The sequence below is a fragment of the Corynebacterium tuberculostearicum genome (genome assembly GCF_032821615.1).
Lineage (GTDB): Bacteria > Actinomycetota > Actinomycetes > Mycobacteriales > Mycobacteriaceae > Corynebacterium > Corynebacterium tuberculostearicum_H.
This window is the reverse complement of record NZ_JAVBIF010000001.1, coordinates 230,218-249,026: the sequence shown is the minus strand read 5'-3', so window position 1 is coordinate 249,026 and position 18,809 is coordinate 230,218. Positions and strand designations below refer to the sequence as shown.

The window sequence follows — 18,809 nt, the reverse complement described above, 5'->3', positions numbered from 1 at the left end:
CGGGGGAGAGGTACCACGGGGAAGGCTACGAGCGGCGAGTAGCTAGAAATGTGGGACTACTATCCACGCACCTGCACGAGGTAGCGGTAGATGGTGGGCTCAGATACGCCGAGACGCTCTGCAGCTGCGGCAATTCCGCCTTTAAGAAGGAAGAATCCTGCATCCTCAAGGTCAGAAACCACCTCGAGACGCTCTTCGCGCTGCATGCGAGGAACTGGCGTGCTCTGGTTAGAAATCGCAGAGTTCAGCATGGAATCGAGAAGGTGCTCCACGTTAGAACGCAAAGACTCGCTGACTTCTTCCTTCTCTGGCTCCTCTTCCGTAGCCTCGTCTTCTGGAATCGGGTCTGGTACCGCAACGGGCCGCTGCGGCTGCTCTTCTGTGCCGGGGTAGCCGCCGAAGGCCTTTGACTTATCAAATGCGGGATCATCGGCGTTGCCAATAAGTGCGGCGGCAGCATCGCGAATGTGTACCAACTCGGAGACATCGACATTGATGCACAGCATGCCGCGCATATGGCCGGAGTCATCTCGGATGAAGTAGCTTGAAGAACGGCAAATCTTGCCTTCCGCATTGACGGCGCGGTAGCCGGTCATCATGGGGATTGCTGCGGCATCGCCTTGTTTCATAAACCACAAAGCGAAATCGGTCACCGGGCCGCCTAGCTGCCGGCCGGAGATGTGGCCGTTGGCGATGGCCATGATGGATTTATCGGGGACGTCGAGATCGTGGAGCACGATTTCGGTGTTGGGGCCCATTGCCTTACCGAGGAATTCGACGAGGGGAATGTACTGCTCGAGGAAGTTTTCTTCGGAGGCATTGCCGCTAGGGAAGTTCATTAGCTGAAGCATGTCCTTTAATTCCTGTCAGGTTATAGAGAAGATATCACACGGAAGCGAATAGGCGGAAAGGGAACCAGCGCCAAGAAAGCCGGGTGAACACAAGCGGCTTAGCGCTGTGCTCACCCGGCTCATCGCTTCTTTATAGGGTGGTCTCTATCCGCACACCGGAACTGGTGGGTGAACTGCTAGGGCCAGGCCACCTTGTGAGGTTTCCCTGTACTTGGCGTTCATATCCTTACCAGTCTTATACATGGTCCAGATAACTTCGTCCAAAGAAACGCATGGCTTGCTCTCGCGCTCCAGCGCCATACGTGCGCTGGTGATGGAATCAACGGCAGCGACAGCGTTGCGCTCAATGCAGGGTACCTGAACCTGTCCGAGGACCGGGTCACAGGTCAGGCCAAGCTTGTGCTCCATGCCGATCTCGGCTGCGATGCATACCTGCTCTGGGGTAGCGCCCATGAGCTGGGCGAGACCGCCAGCAGCCATGGAGCACGCTACACCAACCTCACCCTGGCAGCCGACCTCAGCGCCAGAGATGGAAGCGTTCATCTTGTACAGGGAAGCAATCTGGTTGCAGGCGAAGATGTAATCAGCAAACATCTCGGTGGTAACGGGCTCAACGAACTTGTCGTAGTAGGCCAGCACTGCCGGGACAACGCCGCAGGCGCCGTTCGTAGGAGCGGTAACAACGCGGCCGCAGGATGCATTCTCTTCAGAGATAGCCAGAGCGAACATATTGACCCAGCTGAGGATGTTCAGACCATCGTGCGGCTCGGACTGCTCGAGACGACGCTTGAGGGCAGCCGCGCGACGCGGAACGAGCAGGGAACCAGGCAGCGGACCATCGGAGGAGGAGCCGCGCTCGATGCCGGTATACATGACATCGCGAACCTTGCGCAGGTGCTCATTGACCTCTTCTTCGGAACGAAGTGCCAACTCATTGGCCAAGCCGAGCTCCGGAAGGGTCATGTTGTTCTTTTCGCACAGTTCGAGCATTTCTGCAGCGCTGGCGTACGGGAAGGGGATATCAACCTTGGCGTCCGTGCGCTTGGCAAAGTCTTCCTGCTTGACGATGAAACCGCCGCCGACTGAGTAGTAGGTCTTGTGCAGGATGTCTTCCTCGCCAGCGAAGGCGATAAGACACATGCCGTTTTCGTGCATTGGCAGGTACTCGTCGTGGAAGAAGAAGCCGCCGTCCTTGGGGAATTCTACCTCGTGGGAGCCGCCCAGCATGAGCTTCTCGCTGCTGCGGACGTTCTTCATGAATTCGGAGATGCCGTCGATATCAACCGTCTCTGGCTCTTCACCGGCGAGACCGAGGAGGATGGCCTTGTCGGTGGAGTGGCCGATGCCCGTGAGGGAGAGGGAGCCGTAGACATTTGCCTGAACTCGAGTGACCTTGTCAAAGAGGTCCTTTTCCTTGAGCTCGTCCACGAAAGCCTTGCCGGCTTTCATTGGCCCAAGAGTGTGTGAGCTTGAGGGGCCGATGCCAATCTTGAACATATCGAAGATGCTGATGAACATTGTTCTTTCCTTGAATCCTCTGCGATTTTCTCGTCTGCGGCGGTGCTTAGAAAGCCTGGACGATGGAGTAGATGATGGTTGCTAGGGCGACGAGGCCCATGAAGAAGACGAAGTAGTTGGAAGCCTTGCCCTTGTAGCGCTTCAGCGCAGGAACCTTGTGGATGGCGACCATTGGGATGATGAAGAGCATGATGGCAATCGTCGGGCCACACAGGGTTTCAATCATGCCCAGGATGGATGGGTCAGCCCAAGCGACGAGCCAAGCGGTGACCAGCATGAAGATGAGGGTGATGGTATCGAGCTTGTGGGCGGACTCTGCGTCGTCCTTGCTTGCGTTCTTGCTGCCCTTGATGACGAGGCCTTCGAAGCCTTCGGCTGCGCCGAGGTAGTGGCCGAGGAAGGACTTAGCAACTGCAATCATGGCGATGACTGGGGCAATCCACTGGATAAGTGGGTTATCGAAGTGGTTGGCCAGGTAGGACAGGATGGTGATGTTTTGTGCCTTAGCTTCTGCCATGTCAGCCGGGGAGAGGCTCAGGGCGCAAGAGAAGACGAAGAACATAACCACGACGACCATGAGGATTTCTGCGCGGAGCAGGGTCTTGCGGGACTTGGCCTCAGCGAACTTGCCGTAGGTCTGGCGGCGGTCAACGGCGAAGGAGGAAATCATCGGGGAGTGGTTGAAGGAGAAGACCATAACTGGGACCAGAAGCATCAGGGTAACGCCCATGCTGTGGCCAGAAGCCTCGCGAGCAACGTTGAGGTCGAAGGAATCAAAGAGCGCGGTATTCCACTTCGGGATGAGGTAGAGGGAAAGCAGAACCAGGATGCCGATGAATGGGTAGACCAGGTAGGACATGACGTGAACTACGACGTCCTTGCCCATGCGGACGACTAGGATGAGGCCGCCTACCAGCAGGAGGGAGGTAAGCCAGCGGTCTGGCGGGGTGATTCCGAGCTGGTGCTCCAGGAAGGAGTTGACCGTGTTGGTGATGGTGACCGAGTAAACCAGCAGGATGGGGTAGACCGACAGGAAGTACAGGATGTTCATCAGAACACCGGCCTTCTTGCCAAAGTGTTCCTCGACGACGTCCGTGAGGTCACCGTCTGGCTTGGAGCTGGACAGTACCAAGCGGGTCATTCCGCGGTGAGCCCAGAAGGTCATTGGCAGTGCTACGACCGTCATGATGATTAGTGGGATGATGCCGCCGATACCGGCGTTGATGGGGAGGAAGAGGACGCCGGCGCCGATTGCGGTGCCGAACAGGGAGAGCATCCATACGGTGTCTTCCTTATTCCACTTCGGTGCACCCTCCTGGCCATCAAACGGGGTGTCAATGCCAGGGGCTGGTGCGGATTCTTTGGAGGAGGGAGCTGCCTTGGAGGTCTTGAGATCCTGGGGCATCTCAGCCTGGTTCTCTGGGTGCTGGGCTTTGTTGCGCCGCGTGATTGAGTGGGACATTTTCTTTCCTACATTTAGTTGGTCGGCCGAAGCGTTTGGGCTTCTGCAACCATGATTGAGAAAATTTCTTCTCACTCAATTTTGCGTTTGTAGGATTTTGAGAAATTATCTCGCATCCTGCATATCCAGCCCTTTTGCTTCGCTGTGCCTTCAGTATAGAACAAAACCTTGCAGGGTGATAATAAATTATTGCACTGCGAGTAGGGTATTTATCACTCTCTGAGAATTTGCATTCCCCAGTGCTTTATGGCTTGCTCTACACAAAATCCGGAAAAGTGGTCTAGGTCACGGGGTAGCTTGTAAAGGGCCTGCTTAACACGGTTTTCAGATCTCGCGGGCCAGAAATTGAGGGTGCGGGCTAGGTCTCTACCAAGACGGTGAAAGGTCCTTCGTTCACAGAGGAAACGCGCATTTTAGCCCCGAATTGGCCTGTTTCTACTGACACGCCGCGTTCCCTGAGGTTCGCAATAATTGCCGCGATGACCGGTTCGGCCTCGGGTCCTGGAGCGGCATCCGCCCACGAAGGGCGCCGCCCTTTGGCAGTGCGGCCGTACAAAGTAAATTGGCTCACCACAAGCACAGGGGCTGCGGAATCAATGACTGATACTTCGCCATCAAGAATGCGCAGTTCTGCAATCTTGCGTGCCATCTTCTCAGCGCGGGGCTGCCAATCATGCATATCCTCGCGCGAGACGCCAACTAGAGCGAGAAGGCCACCCGTTTCGGGGCAATCGATGGCTCCTACGGTTTCTCCATCGACGGTCACTGTGGCCTCTGATACCCGAGTCAAAACTGCGCGCATGGTTTACTTCTCCTTATATAGCGAGTTGGGGACAGTGTGGATTTAGCTGAGGTCCGGCGAATCGGTATTCAAGAGGAGATCAGCGGGGATAAGCAGGCCATGTCGGACCATATCGATCACGGCAGGTAGGGCGGCAGCAGTAAGTTCTGCTTCGTCGAATCCATGTGCCGCCGCATACAAGCCGATGGTTTCTTCAAGGTTCAAGCCCTGTGGGTTGAGCCCGGCGACAATGGCAGCGATGTGTTCATCTACTTCGTGGCTCCAGCGCGGACCGTCTGTGCGAGTAAGACGTAGAGCGGCTCGTGTAAAGCCCTGGCCCAATTCCGCATCTGGGGTGCTGATATCTTCGCGTGCCAGCCCCGGGCGTACCTGGAAGTGCTTTCCCTGGAGCTCGCCGGGTACGAGGTCGCGCAACCACGCTACACGAGCAAAGTATTCCTCTACTTCAGGGCCAAGTGGGTCGCTAAAGGCCTGGGGCATTTCTTCGGCCAAGATATCGGCAGGTTCATCGTCGCCGATGCGTTGGATAGCGACAAATCCAAAGCCAATGCCATTGACCTCGTGCTGCTGGAAATGCTCCAGCCAGGCGCGAGAGCGCTCTTGTCCTTCAGGGGAGCGTACATCCAGGGATTCATCCTCGAGCCAGGTGGACACATAGAGTGCGGGATCGGCTACGTCGCGCTGGATGATCCAGGCGGCAATTCCTTTGTCCGGCAGCCAGGAAGCAACGCGTTGCTGCCAGGTCTCGCCGCTGGTGTGTACCCAAGCTGCCAGAAGGTGAGCCGTTCCGCCGGGGGTTAGGTGATCGGTGGCCCGAGAGACAACCAGCTCGCTGGCACCGTCCAGATTTAACCCGGAATCGCGGTAGACGTGGCCAACTTCGGGAAGGCCAACAACAAAAGGTGGGTTAGCTACGAGGCGGTCAAAGCGGCGGCCGGCTACGGGGTCGAACCACGAACCTTGCAGCAATTCCACTTTCTCGCTATCGCCAGTAGCGGCAATGGTAGCCTCGGCCAATTCCAACGCACGCTCATGCACGTCGGTGGCGGTAATCTTTTCAGCGCAATCGAGCTGCCCCAGCAATTGGACGCCCGAGCCAGTGCCTAGATCTAAGACGCTGCCCACTGGGCTTACTGGCGTGGATTGCAGCAGGGAGAGGCTTGCCGCGCCAACGCCAAGCACATGGTCTGGGCCAGGTACGTGGTCGACCAAGGAGGCGTCGACGTCGGAGAAGATGAGACGGTTGGCGCCAACGATGGTGTGGGGGCGGATATCGAGGGCGATGTAGGCCTTGCCATGGGCGTCGGCAAGCGCAACATTGGCATCGAGCAACTGGGTAGCCAGGCGCGCGCCTACCGCCTCGCCCAAAAGCGTGGCCGGCAGGTGTTCATGCAGGAGGAAGAAGCGGATTAAAAGATCTAACTGAGATTCGCTGTGCGCGGCGAGCGCAACTGGTGCTGGTTCGCCGCGGAAGAGGGCCTCGGTAACTTCCGGACCTAGGTGCCCGGCTACGCCATCGGTAGTAAAACCGGCGGCGGTAAAGACGTCGGAAAGCTCTGCGGCCAGCTTGGCTAGCGCGGAGGCATCAAAGTCTGGGCCAAAAGCGGTCGTCATATAAGCAGGAATCCTTTACTCTTCTTCGTGATCAATGATGTCGTGGTGTGCCTCAATAGGCCGGGCGGTGCCGCCGGAAACCTGTGGGGCGTGGGACTGGCTATAAAGTTGCCGGTTCATGGCTGGCTTGTACACGTTTTTCTCGCGCTTATCCTTCTTTTCGCCCCGGCCGTTGCCAATCACCACGGCTATCCAGGGGAGGGGAAATGTCACGCCCACAATGATGGCGGCTAAAAGCCACCAATGCATATAAAGGAAGAAGCCGGCGATGAGCAGGGAAGGAACGCGCAAAAACTGAAAGATTCCGTACCGAATTTCGCGGCGCTTGCGGTCCTGGCCAGGCGAGAGCTTGGCATCTGTGATGAGGTAGCGCTCTTTTTTGCCAAACAACCTAGACTCGGCTCCCCTCGTGTGCGTCGGAGTTCCCTCGATAAGGGGAGTGGGGCGCAGTGGCTGGCGAGCATGACGTGTACATGTTCTCCAAGGGTAGCCGCCTGACTCGCAAAGTTCGATGCCGATGCGGCAAAATGGAGTGCGTGACTACGACTACGAAGACAATTGAACGGCCAGATATTCGTGAAGACACTTCGACGACGGATAATGACACGCCGAAGTTCTTCCACTACGTCAAAAAGGATCACATCCTCGATTCCGCGGTGAACGGCAAGTACGTCGTTGCGCTGTGCGGCGAAACTTTCCCGGTGACCAAGCAGGCAAAGCCGGGTTCTCCGGTGTGCCCCGATTGTGAGCGTGTGTATAAGGGTCTGCGCCGCAAGTGAGGACTTTTAAAAAGACTAACCTTCGCGCCTGGCAGCAATCCGCCCTCGATAAATTCCTCGCCACTAAGCCGCAGGACTTCATGGCGGTGGCGACCCCGGGCGCCGGAAAGACTACCTTCGCGCTGCGCATTGCCACCGAGCTCATGGAAGACCGTACGGTCGAGCGCGTAATCGTGGTGGTGCCTACCGAACACCTTAAGACCCAGTGGTCTAGCGCTGCAGCGCGCGTAGGTCTAGCTCTAGATCCCGCGTTTAGCAATTCCTCTGCCGTTAATCCCTCCATGGACGGCATTGTGGTGACCTATGCGCAGGTGGGTATGCACCCCTTTAAGCACCGCGCGGTGGCCTCTGCTCGGCGCACTTTGGTAATTCTTGATGAGATTCACCATGCAGGCGACGCTAAGAGCTGGGGTGATGGTGTCAAGGAAGCATATGACGACGTTAACCATCGCTTGGCGCTGACGGGTACTCCGTTCCGTTCCGATGACTCTCCCATCCCATTTGTTCAGTATGTAGACGATGGGGAGGGGCACAAGGTCTCCCGCTCGGACCATACCTATGGCTACGGAGATGCGCTTGCCGACGGCGTCGTGCGCCCCGTTGTCTTTCTTTCTTACTCTGGCGAAGCCCGCTGGCGCGATTCGGCCGGTGAGGAGCATGCAGCCCGTTTGGGCGACATTATGAATGCGGAGCAAACCGCCCGAGCGTGGCGCACCGCCTTGGACCCCAAGGGCGAGTGGATCCCTGCGGTGCTGCAGGCGGCGCATACCCGCCTGATGCAAATGCGACGCAATATGCCGGATGCCGGCGGCCTGGTGCTGGCTTCGGATACGACGACCGCACGCGCCTATGCCAAGATCCTCAAGCAGCTTTCCAATACACCGGTGTCGGTGATTTTGTCTGATGATCCCGGCTCCTCGGACCGCATTCAGGAGTTTTCTGAGTCCACCGATGAGTGGATGGTGGCAGTCCGCATGGTGTCCGAGGGCGTCGACGTCCCGCGCCTAGCGGTGGGCGTTTATGCTACCTCGGCATCGACCCCGCTCTTTTTCGCCCAGGCCATCGGCCGCTTTGTGCGCTCGCGCATGCCGGGCGAGACGGCATCGGTTTTCCTTCCTTCGGTTCCTGTCCTGCTGGGCTTGGCCGAAAATATGGAAAAGTCCCGCGACCACGTCTTGGGTGAAGAAAAGCCCGACAAGGAAGGCTGGGATGACGATCTGCTAGAGCAGGCGAATCAGAAAAAGACCGAACCAGACATGCTGGAGAAGTCTTATGAGTCGCTTGGTGCTGAAGCAGAGTTTTCGGGACTGCTCTACAACGGTTCTCAGTTCAATACCGGGGATATGACCACCGATGAGGAAGCGGACTTCCTAGGTATTCCCGGGCTACTGGATGCGGACCAAGTCAAAGATTTGCTGCGCAAGAAGCAATCCGAAGAAATGGACCGCCGCGAAGCGGAGGAAAAGGCGCGGCGCGCTGCTGAGGCGGAGGAAGCTCACCGCCGCAAGCTCTACGGCATGGACTATGCGCCGGCCTCGCGGAAGAAGTCTATGGAGTCTGAGTCCAGCGACACCGGAGTCGTCGATGAGCTAGGCCAGCTGCGCAAAGAGCTCAATACGGTCGTCTCCATCGCTGCCCAGCGCTCGGGCCGCCCGCACGGTGCTATTCACACTGAGGTGCGCAAGGCCTGCGGCGGCCCGCCCACCGCGCTGTGCAATGCTGACCAGCTACGCGAGCGCATCGAATATCTGCGCAAGTGGTAGAGCGGCCGTTGGAGGCCTAGGAATAACTACGAAAAAGCCCGCACCGAAATTGGTGTGGGCTTTAATTCGCGTGCAGCTGCAGCGATTAGTCGAGGTAGTCGCGCAGAACCTGCGAACGAGATGGGTGGCGCAGCTTCGACATCGTCTTGGACTCGATCTGGCGAATGCGCTCGCGGGTAACTCCGTAGACCTGGCCGATTTCGTCTAAAGTGCGCGGCATGCCATCGGTCAGTCCAAAGCGCAGGCGAACTACGCCGGCTTCACGCTCGGAAAGGGTGGTCAGCACGTCTTGGAGCTGATCCTGCAGCAAGGTGAAGGAGACGGCATCGACCGCGATGACGGCCTCAGAGTCCTCGATGAAGTCACCCAATTGGGAATCGCCTTCGTCACCGATGGTCTGATCCAAGGAAATGGGCTCGCGGGCGTACTGCTGGATTTCGAGCACCTTTTCCTCGGTGATATCCATCTCCTTTGCCAGCTCCTGCGGGGTAGGCTCGCGGCCCAAGTCCTGCAAGAGCTCGCGCTGGATGCGGCCCAGCTTGTTGATGACCTCCACCATGTGCACTGGGATGCGGATGGTGCGAGCCTGGTCAGCCATGGCGCGGGTAATGGCCTGGCGGATCCACCAAGTGGCGTAAGTGGAGAACTTATAGCCCTTGGTGTAATCGAACTTCTCTACCGCGCGGATAAGGCCCAAGTTGCCTTCCTGAATGAGGTCCAAGAAAGCCATGCCACGGCCGGTGTAGCGCTTGGCCAAGGAAACCACGAGACGCAGGTTGGCCTCCAGCAGGTGGTTCTTGGCCTTGCGGCCATCGCGGGCGATGCTGCGCAGGTCGCGCTTTTCCATGGGGGAGAGCTTGGCGGCCTTATCGCCTTCGGCGCGGGCCTTTTCCATCTCGTCCATGCGGTGCTGTGCGTACAGGCCAGCCTCGATGCGCTTGGCCAAGGAAACCTCTTGCTCGGCGTTGAGCAGGGCGACTTTACCAATCTGCTTGAGGTAGGCACGGACGGAGTCAGCAGAGGCGGTTAACTGCGCGTCCTTGCGTGCCTGACGCAGCGCAGCGGACTCTTCCTCGTCCCAGACGGAAGAGGAGTCTTCCTCTTCTTCCTCATCGTCGTCGTCCAAGTCCTCTTCGAGGTCATCGTCCTCGAGGTCTTCGCCGGCATCGAAGTCATCATCGTCTTCGATGTCCGAATTGGTGGGATCGAAGTCGACGTCTTCGTCGTGCTCGTCCTCCTCGAGCTCCTCTTCTGCTTCCGGCTGTGCCTGCTTTTCGGACTCGGCTGGGGATTCCTGCTTCTTTGCCGCGGATTTGCGGACCGTCTTCTTAGTGGCCTTTTTCGCAGACTTCTTAGTGGTCTTCTTGGCCGACTTTTTGGCGGTCTTCCTCGCAGTCTTCTTGGCTGTTTTCTTAGCGGTCTTTTTGGCCGTCTTCTTAGCCGTCTTTTTCGCGGTTTTCTTTGCCGTCTTCTTGGCGGTCTTCTTTGCAGGAGTAGATGCCTCAGCGTTTTCGCCCTCGCCGAGTGCCTGGTCTGAAGATTCAGTGGCTGCCACGTACGCCCTTTCGACTAACTTCTTGATTGAAACAGCTCAGTGCGCCCTAGTGGGGCGCTCGTGCATCAGTGTGATGTTAACGCGTTGTGGCCTTAAGCAGGCCAGACACGCCCTAGAGCTATTTAACTTAGGATCGACCGCCCAGTATAGAGGATCTTTCCAATCTGCCGGTGGATAGGGTCACCTGCAGTGCGTAAATACTACGGTTTCAAACCGTCTACCGCCGCCATCGCAGCTCCGACAATTCCCGCGCGATTGCGCAGTTGTGCAGGCATGACGGGGGTTTCAATATCAAGGTGTGGGCCCCACTTTTCAAACTTGCGGGAAATCCCACCCCCAATGAGGAAGGCCTGCGGGTTAAAGAGCTTTTCATATTCCGCGAGGACCTTGTTGAGTCGTTTAGTCCACTGCTTGTACTTGAGTCCCTCGCGGTCCTTTACGGCCGAGGACGCAATTTTCTCAGCCTCGTCATCGCCCACCGTGAGGTGTCCCAGTTCGGTATTAGGGAATAGCTGGCCGTCTAGGAAGAAGGCCGAACCGATACCGGTGCCCAAGGTTAGGAAGATTACGGAGCCCTGCTTGGCGATGTCCTCTCCGTAGGCAACCTCGGCTAGTCCCGCCGCGTCGGCGTCGTTAAGCACGGCAAAATCCGCATCCAGGTAGTCCGCGAAGAGCTCTGTGGCGTTGACCCCAATCCAATCCTTGGAAATATTTGCCGCAGTCTCGACTTCCTGGTTGCGAACCACGGAAGGCAGGGTGATGCCAACGGGGCCGTCCCACTGCTTTTCCTGCACGATTTGGGCTACTACCTTGGCAACTTCATGCGGCGTAGACGGCTGTGGGGTGGCGATCTTCATGCGTTCACCCACGAATTCGCCGGTGGCAAGGTCCACCTCAGCGCCTTTAATGCCGGAGCCTCCGATATCGATGCCAAAGGAATGGCCAGAAAGAGTAGTCATGCCCGACAGTCTAGAAGAAGGCACAATAGTTGGCATGACTGAGCAGATCGATTTTCTCCAATTGCGGGATTTTGCCGTTTCTACCGCCACTCGCGCTGCGGAATTAATTACTACGCGGCGTGCAGAATTAGTCGCAGGTGACGGCATCGCGGCGCATACCCACACCAAGTCCAGCGACGTAGATCCCGTAACGGAGGTTGATACCGCGACAGAGGAGTTCATTGTCACCACCATCCGCACCCAGCGCCCCGGGGACGGAATTTTTGGCGAAGAAGGCGCCAATGTGGAATCGACCAGTGGCGTTACCTGGATTGTCGATCCGATTGATGGCACCGTGAATTTCCTCTACGGGGTGCCGGACTACGCCGTATCCATTGGTGCGGAATACCAAGGTCACCTCGTCGCTGGCGCGGTGGTCAACGTAGCGCGCGGGCGTACCTATGCTGCCGCAGCCGGCCAGGGTGCCACGGTCACCGGCCCAGACGGAATTGAGCACGCACTGCGGTGTGGCCAGACACAAGATCCTGCGTTGGCCTTGGTCGCAACCGGATTTGGTTACGAAGCTGACCGGCGTGCGGCCCAAGCGGAGCTTCTCACCAAGCTTCTGCCTAAGGTGCGTGATATTCGCCGCATCGGCGCTGCCGCGCTCGACCTATGCCGTGTGGCAGAGGGAACCGTTGATGCCTACTTTGAGCACGGCATCAATGCGTGGGACTTCGCCGCAGGGGCAATCATTGCTCGCGAGGCAGGTGCGGTAGTGCGCCATCCAGGCTTTGATAAAGGCTCCGCCGATGGTGAACTTACCTGGGCCGCGGGGGCAGATTTGGCCCCCGCATTCGAAAAGCTTTTAGCAGCGCACAGGGCCACGGACGCGCTGCGGGGGTAATAGTTTCCCACGCCGGCAAGCGGTGAGATGACATCGAGCCATTTGTGCTTTACTATGCGCGATCGATAAATACCCATTCCTTAAAGCAACTTGACCATTAGGGGCGTGCATTATGGCCACCGATTATGACGCACCGCGCCGGCGCGCGGAAGATGAACTCGAAACTGACTCCCTAGAAGGACTCAAAGCCGCTGAGAGCGATAACAACGGCATGGATGATGACGGAGAAATCGTCGAAGCCTTCCAGCCGCCATCAGTAGACCTCACGGGCGAGGAGCTTAATGTTGAGGTAGTTCCACGTCAGGAAAATGAGTTTACCTGCGGTTCGTGTTTCCTAGTGCAGTCAAATAAGCGTTACTCCCACGAAGAGGACGGCCAGCCAATCTGCAAGGATTGCGCCTAAAGGAATACGCAGCAGAAACGAAACCCCGCACTCGGCAACTTTTCACCTGCCGAGTGCGGGGTTTGCTGTAGCAACCACCACATTTTTTGTGGTGTGCGAAGTCAATAAAGATTAGTGCTGTTCCGGAACGAAAGCGTGGAGCAAAGCCTCCGGATCCTTCGAGGCGATGAGCCAATAAGGAGTATCGTCCTCTGGATCATTGAGCACCATCATGGCGTGCTTATCCACCCAAGCGTGGGAGACCAAAAACGCTGCGGGATCGAGCTGCGGGCCCAGCGCGTTGCGCCGTGCAGATTTGGGAACGGTGATAGACCGTGACACGACGTCGTTAGGCAGTTGGGCGTCTTTGACCGTGAGCCAACGCGTTCCGTCCGGGTCGCGCTCTACCTTGATGACTGTATTGGACCAGGTAATAAGTACCCACACGGCGATAGCGCCAAGGAGGATCGCGGGAATAATGGTCCACCACATGTTGCGGTTAAGGCCGGCAGTAGCGGAAGTAAGTGCCACGATGGCGGCTGCAAAAAGCCAAAAGTACCAAGGGACCCATTGGCGTTCGCGGTAGAGCACCTGAGGGGCCACCGTACCCTGTGCCGAAGCGGCGCTTGACGGTGCCGGAGTTGCGGAAGTAGCAGATGTATCAGACACGTCTAGTCAGTCTAGTCCACACGCGCCGCAGAATGAACCTCCCAAGGCAGGTAGGATTGGCCAGGTGACTGACTCGATTCCGCATTCTCAACCAGAAAGCCCCTTTGGGGACATTAAAGTCAAGCGCCTGGATAAGGAGCTTCCACTGCCGCACCGCGCCCACCGTGGTGACGCCGGTGCGGACCTCTATGCAGCAGAATCTCTTACCCTGCAACCCGGCGAGCGCGCCCTCGTCGGCACCGGGATTGCCATTGCGCTGCCACTAGGAACAGTTGGTTTAATTCACCCGCGCTCCGGACTAGCCGCCAAGCAGGGGCTATCCATTGTCAATACCCCGGGCACGGTGGATGCCGATTACCGCGGGGAGATCAAGGTCTGCCTCATCAACCACGACCGGCACGCTCCCATTGAGATCGAACGCGGAATGCGCATCGCTCAGCTCGTGGTCCAGCGCGTAGAGCTGGTGGGGTTTGCTGAGGTTGAAGAGTTGGATGACACCGTCCGCGGAGCCGGCGGCTATGGCTCTACCGGTGTGTAGTTAAAGCAGTAGAGACTCAACGAGACTTTTAGAAAGGACGTAGCACCCATGGGAATCTGGCCCTTTGGCAAGAAGAAAGACGAAGAAAAGAAGGCTCAGGAAAAGCCTGCAGCACAAAGCGAAAAGCCGGCGGACCCCACGTCCGCGGATGCAGAGGCGCAGGAGACCTATGCTCCGGTAGGCGACACCGCAGCAGATGCTGCGGCGGCTTCTGGCAATGAACCCCGCGAATTCGCCCATGATGCCATCAACGGCCAGACCGGCCCCTTTGATGGCGACTCCGTCGATATCGAGACCTTTGATTTCAGCGACTTTTCCATTGGCGTATTAGATCTGGGGTCCCTGCGCATCCCACTGCCAAAAGAATCCCAGGTACAGGTGGAAATGGGCGAACAAGGCCCACGAATGCTGCACATCGTGACCAAGGTAGGCCGAATTACCCCAGTAGCCTTTGCTGCCCCACGCAAGCCGGGCCAGTGGGCAGAATCCGTGGAGGAAATCAAGGAGGGCATGAGCCGCGACGGACTTACCGTTACTACCGAGCCAGGCCCTTGGGGTGCTGAGGTCGTGGGCAAGAACGACAACGGTCAGGTCCGCGTTATCGGCGCAGATGGTCCGCGCTGGATGCTGCGCATGACCCTGGCCGCGCCGGCCGGTATGGAAGCAGACCTAGCAGACATGGCCCGCGAGGTTGCTGCCCGTACCTTCGTCTACCGCGGGGACGACCCCATCCTGGCGGGAAATGCTTTGCCGGTCATTATGCCCGAGCAACTCGTAGAGCAGGTCAAGCAGGCCATGGACCAGCGCCAGCAAGAACAGCAGGCAGCCGCTAATGCTCAACACCACCCAGAAAACGGCGTGGGCGGCCCCGACCCTGCGGCAGAAGCAGAGGCGGAGCAACACTTGCGCGATTTGGGCGGTACCCCACAACAGGGTGAGAATGGATCGTCCCCGCAGAATCCCGATGAGGGCTCTGCACCTGATTCCAAGAACTAGGCAAAGCAGTAAACCACGTGACACATTCTTCCTCGCCGCAACCTTCCCCGGACGCTAAGAACCTGGACTCTGAGGAGTCTGCTGCCGAACCCACCCTGCTGGAGCAGATGGGGGGCATATCAGGGCTCGTGTCGGCCACCTTGCCGGTCATTGTGCTGATTCCTGTCAATAATTTCTTTGGGCTGGGGCCAGCCTTGGCGGCGGCGCTCGGCGTGGCCGTTGTTATTGCACTCTGGAGGGTTGTCCGTAAAGAGACCCTGCAGCCGGCCATATCGGGTCTGCTGGGAGTGGCTCTTTGCGCTGCCATCGCCTGGTTTACCGGTGACGCCAAAGGGTATTTCTTGTACGGCATCTGGATGTCGTTGGCACTGTGCATTGCCGCTGTACTATCAATCCTCTTCCGGTGGCCCGCTGTGGGTGTCATCTGGAAAGGGATTAACGGCGAGGAAATGAAGTGGCAAAAGGTTGCTCAGGCGCGCCGGGCTTATGCCATCGCTACCGGCGGGTGGGCGGTCATCTTCCTGGCCCGCTTTGTTATTCAGCGCGCCATTTATGATGCGGATGCAACCACTGCCTTAGGGGTGACCCGAATCCTGATGGGGTGGCCATTGACGCTTCTGGTTACGGCGCTAACCGTGTGGATGGTGCGCCGCGCGGATGCAGCCGTGGACGCAGCAGCAGGCACAGGTGAGCACACTAACGCAGAACAAGAACAAAAGTCTGAGGCAGAAAATGACTGAATCAACGATGAGCCGCGGCGATAGTCTTGAGGTCACCATTGACCGCATGGCACACGGCGGGGAAGGAATTGGCCAGGCGCCGGATGGGCGAGTGGTATTCGTTCCTCGCGCTTTTCCCGGTGACGTCGTAAAGGCTACGGCCGGCCGTGTAAAGAAGTCGTTCATTAAAGCGGAACTGGAAAGCGTACTAAGCCCAGGGCCGCTGCGCGTACCATCGTCTTGTCCTGCGGCCGCGCAAGGAGCTGGCTGCTGTGATTTCGCCGAGCTGGATCCAGCGGCCGAAACCGGAATCAAGGCAGAGATCTTGTCGGAGCAGCTGCGCCGCACCGGCGTTGTCACCGGCGAGGAACTGAACATTGAGCAGCACACCCTAGAGCCGGTACGGGGATGGCGCACACGGGTGAGGTGGGGCGTCGACAAGCAAGGGCGCGCTGGAACCCGTCAGCGTCGGTCCAATGAGCTTATTACGGGCGCTGCCTGTACACAGCTGGCTCCGGGATTGGCAGACGGGCTCGTTGGAGAAGGTGCGCGCCGGTTTACCCCAGGTGCTGAGGTCATCGCCGTTCTCGATGGCGAGGGCAACCGCCACGTGGTAGAAACCCGCAAGGCCCCACGCGGGCGCCGCGTGGAGACCATCCGTGAGGTGGTAGAAGGCAGCGGCAAGGTGCACGAGCATGTCGACGGGCGGACGTTTAGCTTTCCTGCTACGGCCTTTTGGCAGGCCCACAGCCAGGCACCGGCGGCGTATACCGAATTAATAGCGGAGTGGCTCGGGGAGCGCGAGTACCAAGAGCACACCGCCTGGGATCTCTACGGTGGCGTTGGCCTCTTCGTTCCAGTATTGGCCCACGCCGTGCAGGGCAAGGTTATCTCCGTGGATTACTCGCCGGCGGCTACGGCCGGGGAACAGGCCGCCCTTGCGGACTGCGATGTGGAAGTAAAGTCCGCGAAGGTCGAGCAAGTCGCCGCCCAGCTTTCCAAGCCTGGCGCTGTAGTCCTTGATCCGCCGCGCACCGGAGCAGGGGAGGATGTGATTCGTTCCGTGGCGGCCGCTGCACCCCAGACGGTCGTTCACGTGGGATGTGACCCCGCCACCTTCGCGCGCGACTTGGGATACTGGAACCAGCACAGATACGGAATAGAAAAGATGGCGCTGATTAACGCGTTCCCCGGAACACACCACTTTGAAACGATTGCGCTTATCACCCCTGCCTAATGAGCTAAAAGGGCTCCGGGGCGGGGTGCGGCACGTTGCCGCGCTGTTCTCGGAACATTGACCGATATAATATTCACCGCCCGCCGCGGGTACGGTAGAAAAGAAGAACTAAGCACAGAAGGAGTTGAAGGCCGCTCCATGACTATCTTGGATACCATTAACTCACCGCAGGACCTCAAGGCACTGTCTGCAGACAAGCTTGAGGAGCTGGCGGCAGAGATTCGGCAGCGCCTCATTGACAAGGTCTCCGTCACGGGCGGACATCTGGGGCCTAACTTGGGCGTGGTGGAATTGACCATTGCGTTGCACCGCGTATTTGATTCTCCGCGCGAGCCCATTATTTTTGACACTTCGCACCAGTCCTATGTGCATAAGATGTTAACTGGGCGCACGGATCAATTCGATACCTTGCGGCAAAAGGACGGCCTTTCGGGGTATACGGACCGCGGCGAGTCCGAGCATGACTGGACCGAATCCTCCCACGCTTCGGCGTCGCTGTCTACGGTTGATGGCTTGTCTAAGGCCTTCAAGATTCGCGGCGACGGTCACCGCAATGTCATCGGTGTTGTCGGCGATGGCGCCCTGACCGGCGGCATGTGCTGGGAGGCGTTAAACAATATCTCTGAAGACAAGGGCCGCAATGCGGTCATTGTGGTCAATGACAATGGCCGTAGCTATTCGCCCACCATCGGTGGCATTTCCGAAAACCTTGGCCGCATCCGCTCCCAGCATGGGTATGACGAGCTCATGGAGCAGGGCAAGCGCCGCCTGAAGCAAATGGGATGGGTAGGCGAGCGTGCCTTTGATGCTTTGCACGCCATGAAGGAAGGCGTTAAGTCCACCGTCTTGCCTACCGAAATGTTCCCGGAACTGGGCATGAAGTACATCGGCCCCATCAATGGCCACAATATCGATAGCTTGGTGCATGCCCTGACTTATGCCCGCGATTATGACGGGCCCATCATCGTGCACGTGGTTACCGAAAAGGGCCACGGATTTGCCCCGGCTGTCAATGAGCCGAAGGACCAGATGCACTCTACCGGTGCTATCGATCCGGTCACCGGCGTGGCTAAGGGCACCAAGCAGCCTGGCTGGACGGCTGCCTTTTCAGAAGAGCTGTTAGCCGCTGCCGAAAAGCGCGATGACATCGTGGCCATTACCGCTGCCATGGCCGGTCCTACTGGGCTCGCTCCCTTCCAAGAGCGCTTCCCAGAGCGATTCTTTGATGTGGGAATTGCCGAGCAGCACGCAATGACCTCTGCCTCCGGTCTGGCGCTTGGCGGGATGCACCCCGTCGTGGCGGTGTATTCCACCTTCTTAAACCGCGCCGTAGATCAGGTCATTATGGATATTGCGCTGCTAAAGCTGCCGGTAACCATCGTGCTTGACCGCTCCGGAGTTACCGGTTCCGATGGCGCTTCGCACAATGGCGTGTGGGATATGGCGCTCATGAGCATTGTGCCGGGAATGCATATTGCCGCCCCGCGCGATGGCGCGCGCCTGCGGGAGCTCTTCCGTGAGTCGTTAGAGATTGAATCTGGCCCGTCCGTGGTCCGCTTCCCTAAGGGCAACCTGCTGCCAGATATGGAAGCGGTGGATACGTTGGGCGATGGCGTAGACATCCTGCACTATGGCGAAGCCGATGCCGGCGAGGACACCCCTGAGGTGCTCATCGTTTCCATCGGTGCCATGTCCGCGCGCAGCATCGAGGCTGCGAAGCTGCTGGGCGAGCAGGGCGTGAACGTTACCGTTGTTGACCCGCGTTGGGTAGCGCCGGTGGCAAGCTCTGTGGTGGCTCTCGCCGCTGACCACGACTTGGTGGTTACGGCAGAAGACGGCCTTGTTCGCGGCGGTATTGGCTCCATGATTTCGGAGGCCCTCAGCGCAGCCGAGGTCGATACTCCTGTGCGCCGACTCGGCGTTCCGGGTTACTTCCCTAAGCACGGCTCCCGCGGCGAGGTTTTGGAAGAGTTCGGGTTGACGCCTGAGCTTATGGCGGCGTCGATAAGCGAGTGGCTAGAAAACCTCACCGCTGATGCCAACGCGCGAGGAGAAGAGAGCTAAACCTAGCCCGCTAAA

The 18,809-nt window shown here is 58.3% G+C and carries 18 protein-coding genes; 9 read left to right on the top strand and 9 right to left on the bottom strand.

Annotated elements, in window-relative coordinates:
* Positions 1-59: 59 nt before the first annotated feature.
* From RAE09_RS01215 to RAE09_RS01190, 6 genes are all read right to left on the bottom strand, one after another.
* Positions 60-851: a helix-turn-helix transcriptional regulator gene (locus RAE09_RS01215; RefSeq protein WP_394371977.1), complete on the bottom strand. Its 792-nt coding sequence runs from the start codon at positions 849-851 to the stop codon at positions 60-62.
* Between the two features lie 144 nt (positions 852-995).
* A complete protein-coding gene (locus RAE09_RS01210; protein ID WP_316980747.1) occupies positions 996-2,369 on the bottom strand; it encodes an L-serine ammonia-lyase in 1,374 nt (457 codons plus the stop codon).
* 46 nt (positions 2,370-2,415) lie between these two features.
* The gene (locus tag RAE09_RS01205) at positions 2,416-3,831 is read right to left on the bottom strand and encodes an SLC5/6 family protein (protein WP_005325068.1); all 1,416 of its coding nucleotides are present in this window, start codon (positions 3,829-3,831) and stop codon (positions 2,416-2,418) included.
* A gap of 358 nt (positions 3,832-4,189) precedes the next feature.
* On the bottom strand, positions 4,190-4,633 hold the full coding sequence (gene dtd, locus RAE09_RS01200; protein WP_200435550.1) for a D-aminoacyl-tRNA deacylase: 444 nt from the start codon (positions 4,631-4,633) through the stop codon (positions 4,190-4,192).
* Between the two features lie 42 nt (positions 4,634-4,675).
* Positions 4,676-6,247, bottom strand: coding sequence for a class I SAM-dependent methyltransferase (locus tag RAE09_RS01195; RefSeq protein ID WP_316980746.1), 1,572 nt, complete (start codon positions 6,245-6,247; stop codon positions 4,676-4,678).
* Between the two features lie 15 nt (positions 6,248-6,262).
* On the bottom strand, positions 6,263-6,637 hold the full coding sequence (locus RAE09_RS01190) for a DUF3099 domain-containing protein (protein ID WP_316980745.1): 375 nt from the start codon (positions 6,635-6,637) through the stop codon (positions 6,263-6,265).
* A gap of 137 nt (positions 6,638-6,774) precedes the next feature.
* On the opposite strand from RAE09_RS01190, the gene RAE09_RS01185 reads away from it, so the two are divergent.
* Both RAE09_RS01185 and RAE09_RS01180 read left to right on the top strand, forming a co-directional pair.
* Positions 6,775-7,026, top strand: a complete 252-nt coding sequence (locus RAE09_RS01185; protein WP_005325062.1) for a DUF3039 domain-containing protein — start codon at positions 6,775-6,777, stop codon at positions 7,024-7,026.
* A complete protein-coding gene (locus RAE09_RS01180) occupies positions 7,023-8,789 on the top strand; it encodes a DEAD/DEAH box helicase (RefSeq protein WP_005328565.1) in 1,767 nt (588 codons plus the stop codon). Before RAE09_RS01185 ends, RAE09_RS01180 begins: the two co-directional genes overlap by 4 nt.
* Positions 8,790-8,874: 85 nt before the next feature.
* On the opposite strand, the gene RAE09_RS01175 is transcribed toward RAE09_RS01180, so the two are convergent.
* The gene (locus RAE09_RS01175) at positions 8,875-10,344 is read right to left on the bottom strand and encodes an RNA polymerase sigma factor (RefSeq protein WP_316980744.1); all 1,470 of its coding nucleotides are present in this window, start codon (positions 10,342-10,344) and stop codon (positions 8,875-8,877) included.
* Positions 10,345-10,544: 200 nt separating this feature from the next.
* Positions 10,545-11,303, bottom strand: coding sequence for a polyphosphate--glucose phosphotransferase (gene ppgK, locus RAE09_RS01170; protein ID WP_316980743.1), 759 nt, complete (start codon positions 11,301-11,303; stop codon positions 10,545-10,547).
* Between ppgK and RAE09_RS01165 the strand changes: the two genes are divergently transcribed.
* Both RAE09_RS01165 and RAE09_RS01160 read left to right on the top strand, forming a co-directional pair.
* Complete coding sequence (locus tag RAE09_RS01165) at positions 11,302-12,189, top strand: inositol monophosphatase family protein (protein ID WP_316980742.1); 888 nt, start codon at positions 11,302-11,304, stop codon at positions 12,187-12,189. The two genes, ppgK and RAE09_RS01165, sit on opposite strands and share 2 nt — an antisense overlap.
* 112 nt (positions 12,190-12,301) lie before the next feature.
* Positions 12,302-12,592, top strand: coding sequence for a DUF4193 domain-containing protein (locus tag RAE09_RS01160; RefSeq protein WP_005325023.1), 291 nt, complete (start codon positions 12,302-12,304; stop codon positions 12,590-12,592).
* A gap of 111 nt (positions 12,593-12,703) precedes the next feature.
* On the opposite strand, the gene RAE09_RS01155 is transcribed toward RAE09_RS01160, so the two are convergent.
* On the bottom strand, positions 12,704-13,240 hold the full coding sequence (locus RAE09_RS01155; protein ID WP_394371976.1) for a DUF3093 domain-containing protein: 537 nt from the start codon (positions 13,238-13,240) through the stop codon (positions 12,704-12,706).
* A 64-nt stretch (positions 13,241-13,304) separates the two neighbouring features.
* On the opposite strand from RAE09_RS01155, the gene dut reads away from it, so the two are divergent.
* From dut to dxs, 5 genes are all read left to right on the top strand, one after another.
* Entirely contained in the window at positions 13,305-13,778 is a 474-nt protein-coding gene (dut, locus tag RAE09_RS01150) for a dUTP diphosphatase (protein WP_316980741.1), read from the top strand.
* 48 nt (positions 13,779-13,826) lie between these two features.
* A complete protein-coding gene (locus tag RAE09_RS01145; RefSeq protein ID WP_316980740.1) occupies positions 13,827-14,774 on the top strand; it encodes a DUF3710 domain-containing protein in 948 nt (315 codons plus the stop codon).
* Positions 14,775-14,791: 17 nt separating this feature from the next.
* Positions 14,792-15,514 carry a DUF3159 domain-containing protein gene (locus tag RAE09_RS01140; protein ID WP_316980739.1) on the top strand — a complete coding sequence of 241 codons (723 nt, stop codon included), beginning with the start codon at positions 14,792-14,794 and terminating at the stop codon, positions 15,512-15,514.
* A complete protein-coding gene (locus RAE09_RS01135) occupies positions 15,507-16,730 on the top strand; it encodes a class I SAM-dependent RNA methyltransferase (protein WP_316980738.1) in 1,224 nt (407 codons plus the stop codon). The genes RAE09_RS01140 and RAE09_RS01135 overlap by 8 nt, the downstream gene beginning before the upstream one ends.
* A gap of 138 nt (positions 16,731-16,868) precedes the next feature.
* Complete coding sequence (gene dxs, locus RAE09_RS01130; protein WP_316980737.1) at positions 16,869-18,794, top strand: 1-deoxy-D-xylulose-5-phosphate synthase; 1,926 nt, start codon at positions 16,869-16,871, stop codon at positions 18,792-18,794.
* Positions 18,795-18,809: the final 15 nt, after the last annotated feature.